The 5,905-nt window shown below is 57.4% G+C and carries 11 protein-coding genes; all 11 read right to left on the bottom strand.

Going from position 1 to position 5,905, the window contains the following annotated elements; genetic code table 11:
* Nucleotides 1-57: 57 nt before the first annotated feature.
* The gene (locus AC54T3_RS16950; protein WP_496626492.1) at nt 58-576 is read right to left on the bottom strand and encodes a hypothetical protein; all 519 of its coding nucleotides are present in this window, start codon (nt 574-576) and stop codon (nt 58-60) included.
* 80 nt (nt 577-656) lie between these two features.
* A complete protein-coding gene (locus tag AC54T3_RS16955; RefSeq protein ID WP_496626493.1) occupies nt 657-1,058 on the bottom strand; it encodes a hypothetical protein in 402 nt (133 codons plus the stop codon).
* Between the two features lie 180 nt (nt 1,059-1,238).
* Nucleotides 1,239-1,934 carry a hypothetical protein gene (locus AC54T3_RS16960; protein WP_496626494.1) on the bottom strand — a complete coding sequence of 232 codons (696 nt, stop codon included), beginning with the start codon at nt 1,932-1,934 and terminating at the stop codon, nt 1,239-1,241.
* A gap of 420 nt (nt 1,935-2,354) precedes the next feature.
* Nucleotides 2,355-2,909 carry a thermonuclease family protein gene (locus tag AC54T3_RS16965; RefSeq protein ID WP_496626495.1) on the bottom strand — a complete coding sequence of 185 codons (555 nt, stop codon included), beginning with the start codon at nt 2,907-2,909 and terminating at the stop codon, nt 2,355-2,357.
* A complete protein-coding gene (locus AC54T3_RS16970; protein WP_496626496.1) occupies nt 2,906-3,463 on the bottom strand; it encodes a hypothetical protein in 558 nt (185 codons plus the stop codon). The genes AC54T3_RS16965 and AC54T3_RS16970 overlap by 4 nt, the downstream gene beginning before the upstream one ends.
* 254 nt (nt 3,464-3,717) lie before the next feature.
* Nucleotides 3,718-4,389 (bottom strand): type II toxin-antitoxin system VapC family toxin, encoded by a 672-nt coding sequence (locus AC54T3_RS16975; RefSeq protein ID WP_496626497.1) that lies wholly within the window; start codon nt 4,387-4,389, stop codon nt 3,718-3,720.
* Nucleotides 4,386-4,604 carry a hypothetical protein gene (locus AC54T3_RS16980; protein ID WP_496626498.1) on the bottom strand — a complete coding sequence of 73 codons (219 nt, stop codon included), beginning with the start codon at nt 4,602-4,604 and terminating at the stop codon, nt 4,386-4,388. Before AC54T3_RS16980 ends, AC54T3_RS16975 begins: the two co-directional genes overlap by 4 nt.
* A gap of 179 nt (nt 4,605-4,783) precedes the next feature.
* The gene (locus AC54T3_RS16985) at nt 4,784-5,005 is read right to left on the bottom strand and encodes a hypothetical protein (RefSeq protein WP_496626499.1); all 222 of its coding nucleotides are present in this window, start codon (nt 5,003-5,005) and stop codon (nt 4,784-4,786) included.
* A gap of 103 nt (nt 5,006-5,108) precedes the next feature.
* A complete protein-coding gene (locus tag AC54T3_RS16990) occupies nt 5,109-5,252 on the bottom strand; it encodes a hypothetical protein (protein WP_496626500.1) in 144 nt (47 codons plus the stop codon).
* Nucleotides 5,253-5,278: 26 nt separating this feature from the next.
* On the bottom strand, nt 5,279-5,521 hold the full coding sequence (locus AC54T3_RS16995) for a DUF2442 domain-containing protein (protein WP_496626501.1): 243 nt from the start codon (nt 5,519-5,521) through the stop codon (nt 5,279-5,281).
* Nucleotides 5,522-5,526: 5 nt separating this feature from the next.
* Nucleotides 5,527-5,781 carry a DUF4160 domain-containing protein gene (locus AC54T3_RS17000; RefSeq protein ID WP_496626502.1) on the bottom strand — a complete coding sequence of 85 codons (255 nt, stop codon included), beginning with the start codon at nt 5,779-5,781 and terminating at the stop codon, nt 5,527-5,529.
* Nucleotides 5,782-5,905 lie beyond the last annotated feature (124 nt).

Consider the following 5,905-nt stretch of genomic DNA (forward strand, 5'->3'; position numbering starts at 1 on the left):
GGCTGCAGCGCGTACGCCACCGATGCCGCATCGGCTCCTCGTATTGGCTGAGCCTGGTTAATAATCAGGTGGGCCTATGTGCATTGATAGCGTTCCATCATCCTGCTCTGATTGGATTTGAATGGTGCTAAATATGTGCTTGTCTGACAGGTGGATAAAACCAGAGGTTTGCTTGTAAACGTTTGGCACCCAGGGGAATTCAGAGGCAACAGTGTCAACTAGATGTTTATCTGTCATTGGTGTGCCCGAACGATCTTTCAGCTTCCGTACTTCAGTGCCTCCAAGCACCGACGTTGCGAACTCGTGAGGACCGTTCACTAGGTATGAAGCAAAGAATCGCAAGAAGGTGTCGAGTTGAAGCCTGACTAGTGATGCTGCGGCCAGGTAATTTTGTGCATGAACCAACTGAACGAACGCGTTGCTGTTGCTGAGAGAACGATTGATCGCCGCGATAGCCAGGAAGTCGATAGCGAATAGCTTGCGTCCGTCAGCTTCAAGCGTTGCTTTCCCCAGATCGAGGTGCCGATCTCTTTCGCTTTCGATCTTCTCTAGAAGATTCTCGAGATGGTTCATCATGAGTGCTAACGTACGGCTCAGCCGATCACCCAAAGCGCGGCCACGCTTTGGGTGGTCGACTGTAACCACTTATTGGAAACTTACATTTCAGGCAGCCCCACCAACTCTAGCAGCTCTCTTCTATCCTGATTCTCAACCCATATCAGAAAGCTGCGATCTACGACATTGAGGCGCAGATTGGTTTGATCGTAATCCAGGACAATGGGTTTTATATCTTTCTTGACTTGAAGGTTTCCGACGGAGAGAAGAGCCTGCGTAACATTACCCGGGTTTAAGCCTTCCCTTTGCGGATGGTGCTCACGTAAACAACGGCGAATGTCTGCTTGACGAACCCCATGCTCCAATGCCTCTGCACTGGAAGTCAGCACTGGATACAGCAACCAGCGGTACATTTCTAGATCGGTAGCTTGGAAACCGTCTGCGAATTGGGTGAGGAAAGAGTTGAAGCGTCCTGTATGCTGCCCAACTACCTCAGCGATCATTGCACGTGGATCTTGACTCACTCCCGCGATTCTGCGTTCATCGCGAGTATCGTAAATCCCATCGTTTGAGCAGCATCTGTAGCAGACTTCTTGGACGATGAACACGCTTTCGAAGCAACCATCGAGCAGGCCTGTTTTAAAATTTTCGTCGAATGAAATGTTGAGCAGTTCTTCGCCCGTTTAAATTACTCTAGAAAGTTCTTCCCGAGTCCATTGATCTGCGTTCACAGAAAGGATACGACCGGTTAGGTCGCCATTATATACGGTAAGCCTGTTCTCCTCAAGCCATACACCGATCACAATGAAACAGTATGGGGAGTTCTCGTGAAAGGCCTTCAGTGCGACACTGAAATCTTTCTGCGTCTCTATCGGAAGGTAGTGAAAGTCTTCAAGTAAAATAAACTGTCCGAAGTGAATGTGACCAAGAGCGGCTATGACGTCATTAACGTCTTCCGGATCAAGTTCCAGCGGCGCCGTAGTCTCCTGCGTCGTTTGCTGTCGTTCTGCCTCTGCACCTCCTTCAGCGCTTGATCCAAACAAGGCGGCTTTGGCTTTTGCGAAGATTTTTTGCTTACCCGAAGCTGTCTTCGTCGTCGACTGGTTAACCTCAAAGCCAGCCCGCTTCAAGACTGCGGAATGCAGATCCTGAATTTCCCACTTATTGGAGCAATGAACGGTTATGTAGTCGTTTGGCTGAAGGCAATGTTTACGCAGTGAGGTTTTGCCCTGCTTTGAGCTACCGTAGATAACGAGGTGTTTGTCGCGCGTAAGGCTGTCAACCAGAACACCATCAGCACTCTCTCGCATCTGGTAGTTTAGTGGCAGATCGCGACTAATGCCGAACACGTCAGCGGCTTTATGCACAACTCCTGGCATTACCACCTCCAAATTCTTTTGTGCCCCAACAGTTGAGTAGACAGAATCGTCCCAGTCCGCTCAGCCCTGACCTAGAAAAGTCACACGCACCCGAAAACCGCGTTACAGACTGCAAACGCAGAACGGGTGCCGAAGTTGATGCTAGACAGAAATCCGACCAATCCCCACCGATCAGCGGTATTGATACGTCCACGGCTGGCGATCCCCTACCTTTCCCCAATCCCAATCCTCTGTCCCAGGCGCGCGCAGCGCCTCGGCTGAGTCTAGCAATTATTCCCGTCAGAACTAGCCACCAACGAATACGCCACCCGTTGAGTGGCCAAAACTGTGACCTCGGTCACAATTTGCGTCAGCCGCTGTTCGGATTGGCGCGGCGGGCTTGATTCTTGCTTTGCGTTCATCGCCGCGAGCCTTGCAGCCTCAACGGCGCCGCCACTCCCAAGGCCGTTGGTGATCGCCGGGTACCGACCAGATGCCGAGGCCAGCGGCCCGGGCGGCGGCTTCGGCGCGGCTGTAGTTCGGATCGGAGCAGTATTGGTGATAGACGGCGGCTTGGCCGACCTTGACCATCGCTAGATTCAGCGACTCGCCGGTGGCCGGGTCGATCAGCTCGGCGATCGTGCGCCCGTAGCGGTCGGTGGTGCTGACCCGCAGCGCGATTACCCGTGGAGTGATCGCGCGCAGGTGATCGCGGCTCTCGGTGCCCCAGGGCGTTTGCGACATCTCCGGGGCGTCGATGCAGGCTAGGCGCACGCGCATGTTGTTGCCATCGGCGCAGGTGGCGCGGATAGAGTCGCCGTCGTGGATGCTGGTGACGCGACAGCCGGGGGTGTCGGCGCGGCTGTGCAGCCACGGCAGGCCGCCGCCGTCGATCAGCCAGGGGAGGGCGATGCCGGCGCCGGCCAGTGCCCACCAGACCAGCAGGCGGTGATGGCGCGGCAGGAGCCGATGCCAGGGGATCGTGCGTCGGGTCATGGGGTGATCCAGCGTTGCAGGAGTGGAGAGAGGGCGGCACCGCTGTGGGTCAGCGGTGGGAGGTCGGGGATCTCGGCGCCGGGGGTGTGGCGGATCTGGGCGGTCAGATCGACCTCGCGCAGGGTCTTGCCGGCCCACGGCTCGAGGATCGCGGGTCGGGCGTAGATCAGGCGCACGGTGTCGCCGGTGACCTCCAGCGTGGGCGGATCGGCTTTGATCCCGGTCAGGAGCACTGAGCCGACCAGGTAGACCTCGCCCACCTCCTCGAGCGGCTGCAGGGCTTCGCGGATGCTGGTGGCGGCGAGCGGGGCGCCTTGGATGGCGCGGCTACTGGTCTCGATCGGCTCGCTGCGGTCGAGCTTGGCGTGGCTGGCGTGCCAGTCGCAGGTGGAACTGGCGCAGAGCGAACGCGGGCCGTGTTCGGTGTCGAGGATGAACCCGGTCGTGGACCAGGGGCCGATGATCGGATAGGTGCCGGAAACGTCGGTATAGGTGCGGTTGTCGCGGCCTTGAAGTACGACGCGAAAGCGCGCGGTGCCCTTGTCAAGGCCCATAAGCTTGCACGGCGTTTGTTGGGCGCGATGAACGTCCGGCACGCACTGAGCGCGATGACACCACCGCCTTGACAAGGGGTGGCCGGTGGGCTTTCGCTATTCAGGCGCTCAGCTCAGGGCGTCCCAAAAATGGCACCGATGGCCGTGCTGGCACCTCTTCCGTGCCCCAGCCTGCGGCGCTTCATAGTGGCAACGGACGTGCGTCCTGCAGCATCTCTCAGGCGGAGTCGAAGCTAGAGTGCGTCTAAACCTTGTCAAGGCGGCGCACTAATTGCGGCCTTTCGGCCACCACCGAAGCTCGCGCGCGCCGCCGCACGACGGGCCGCTAGGCCCGGAGCCTGCGCGCGGAACCCGAGGGCCGGACCTTCGTCACGCACCGTGGCTCCAGGTCTACAACATCGCCGAGGCTTTGCTGATGTCGCCATCGCTCCCAGGCCGGGGCAACGTCGAGGCGTCGGCAGCCACTTTGGTCGATGCGCTGTTGCAGATGTCGCGGTCTCGGTCGAGCCGATCGAGGCGGGAGCGGTAGGGCAGCAGGCGGAGGTCAGGTGGGAGGCAAATCCCCAATCCGTGATCTTTTCGTCTCTGGTGACCAACGGAGCATTGCGCGCCAAGCTGCTGGCGACAATCAAACGATCTGCGGGATCACCGTGGAACTCACCCGGCAACCGCGTAGACAGCACCGCGATCTCAGGGGTCAACGGCAACAGCTCAACCCCGTGTCGCTGTAACGCCCGATCAATCCAGACCTCTACATCCATCGTCAAGCCGATCCGCTCTTTGGCAACCAGCATGGCCAACTCCCAGCAGCAAATGGCAGGAATACCGATCTTGTCCGCCTGATCGATAAACCGACGGGTCACCTCCGGCAGTTTCCCCGACTCGTCTACCCACCAGATCCAGGCATGAGTATCCAGAACAATCATCGCTGGGCATCCCAGTCGTCGCCAATAGGAGACAGAATATCTCTCTCAAAGGTGACGCTGCCCTTAAGCGGGTTAACCTGCTTGGTGTCTGTGCGATCAGGCTGCGCGAATGTGGCTTCCTCCTGCGCAAGCTGTTGCAGAACCACGTGCGCCAAACGGATCTTTTCCGCATGAGAGAGTCGGCCGACAGAGGGGATCAATTCATCGATGGTCATGTTGTTGACTCTAGGCATATCAAAGAATTGTGTTGACGCAGCACCACGTAGGCATCGACCAGGCTCATGGCGCACCGCTCACCGCTTCCGACCAGGCCATCTGTTCGCAATCGTGCGGATGGCTTCCATAGGTGATGTACTCAGTGTGAGCAAGGGTTTTGCTGAGCCTGAATGGCGTTCTAGCCTTCGCGCGCCGAGGCCAAGTACTCATCGACGGCAAGCCGTGACTGCCGTGCCAGGCCATAGAAGCGTTGCGGGTCGAAGGGCTCGCGTGTTGGCTCAGGGGGTGGCTGGGCAGCGCCCTCGTCTTGCGCGAGTTGCTGCAGGACCACTTGCGCTAGGCGAATCTTGTCCGCGTGCGAGAGCGCGCCGACCGAAGGCAGGAGTTCGTCGATGGTCATGGCGTGGCCTCCGTTGGGGATGGGGATGCAGTGGGGAAGAGTTGCTGCATCAGCCCTTTCTTGTGGGTCTTGAGGGCGTCGAGTTTGTCCGCCTGGGCGGCGATCAGGGTTGGCGCTGTTTCCTGAGCGCCATCGCTTGCCGGCTAATGGATTCGATGGACGCCGCTTCGCACTCCGTAACCCACTGTTGCCGCCAGCGGGTATAGTCGAAGGGTTCGCGCTGGATGACGGCGATGAACCGCTCCATCTCGATTACTCATCGAATCGCTTGATTCAAGCCGCCTGTCGGTCTTCGATAAAGCCTGCGTATCGGTACAGGGTCTTGGGCTCGATGTCCACCTGTCCATCCAGAAACTCTAAACATCCCCATTCAGGGTCAATGCGCGCGGTCAGTACGTCAGCTAAGGTGACGTACTGACCGATCAATTCCTGTAGATCGACCTCTCGATGATTGCCATTTTCAAAGGTCAGTGCAAAGCGGTACGCTTCTTGGTGTTCGATATGTTGAAGTTTCATTGGTTTTACTCCAGTGGCTGAATCGAATGGAAGATTTGCGTTTTCCACATTTCTGTTAACTCATCCTGATGTAACTCGGCCCACTCCCGGACAAGCTGACGGCATTTCTTCGGTAAGTGACCTTCGATCAGATTCAGGTTCTCCAGTTCCATGACGCCCTGATGGTCACCGTATTTAATATGAATATGTGGTGGCGGATGTTCGCGATCAATCAAGTACATTCGAATAATGATTCCATAGAAGCGGCAGATTTCGGGCATTGATGGCCTCCCACATGAAGTCCGGTATAGATGCAGATGTTGCTCATACCTCCGCTGTCTCCGGGCCGGGGAAGAGCTGCTGCATCAGCCCTTTCTTGTGGGTCTTGAGGGCGTCGAGTTTGTC

This window comes from Halochromatium sp. NSM3, assembly GCF_059621085.1.

What these genes read in the sequence shown, in the direction of transcription:
- AC54T3_RS16990 (WP_496626500.1), bottom strand. Translation starts at nt 5,252, where the DNA reads ATGGAGCGGTTCATCGCCGTCATCCAGCGCGAACCCTTCGACTATACC.
- AC54T3_RS16955 (WP_496626493.1), bottom strand. Translation starts at nt 1,058, where the DNA reads ATGATCGCTGAGGTAGTTGGGCAGCATACAGGACGCTTCAACTCTTTC.
- AC54T3_RS16960 (WP_496626494.1), bottom strand. Translation starts at nt 1,934, where the DNA reads ATGCCAGGAGTTGTGCATAAAGCCGCTGACGTGTTCGGCATTAGTCGC.
- AC54T3_RS16980 (WP_496626498.1), bottom strand. Translation starts at nt 4,604, where the DNA reads ATGACCATCGATGAATTGATCCCCTCTGTCGGCCGACTCTCTCATGCG.
- AC54T3_RS16970 (WP_496626496.1), bottom strand. Translation starts at nt 3,463, where the DNA reads ATGGGCCTTGACAAGGGCACCGCGCGCTTTCGCGTCGTACTTCAAGGC.
- AC54T3_RS16995 (WP_496626501.1), bottom strand. Translation starts at nt 5,521, where the DNA reads ATGAAACTTCAACATATCGAACACCAAGAAGCGTACCGCTTTGCACTG.
- AC54T3_RS16975 (WP_496626497.1), bottom strand. Translation starts at nt 4,389, where the DNA reads ATGATTGTTCTGGATACTCATGCCTGGATCTGGTGGGTAGACGAGTCG.
- AC54T3_RS16950 (WP_496626492.1), bottom strand. Translation starts at nt 576, where the DNA reads ATGATGAACCATCTCGAGAATCTTCTAGAGAAGATCGAAAGCGAAAGA.
- AC54T3_RS16965 (WP_496626495.1), bottom strand. Translation starts at nt 2,909, where the DNA reads ATGACCCGACGCACGATCCCCTGGCATCGGCTCCTGCCGCGCCATCAC.
- AC54T3_RS16985 (WP_496626499.1), bottom strand. Translation starts at nt 5,005, where the DNA reads ATGACCATCGACGAACTCCTGCCTTCGGTCGGCGCGCTCTCGCACGCG.
- AC54T3_RS17000 (WP_496626502.1), bottom strand. Translation starts at nt 5,781, where the DNA reads ATGCCCGAAATCTGCCGCTTCTATGGAATCATTATTCGAATGTACTTG.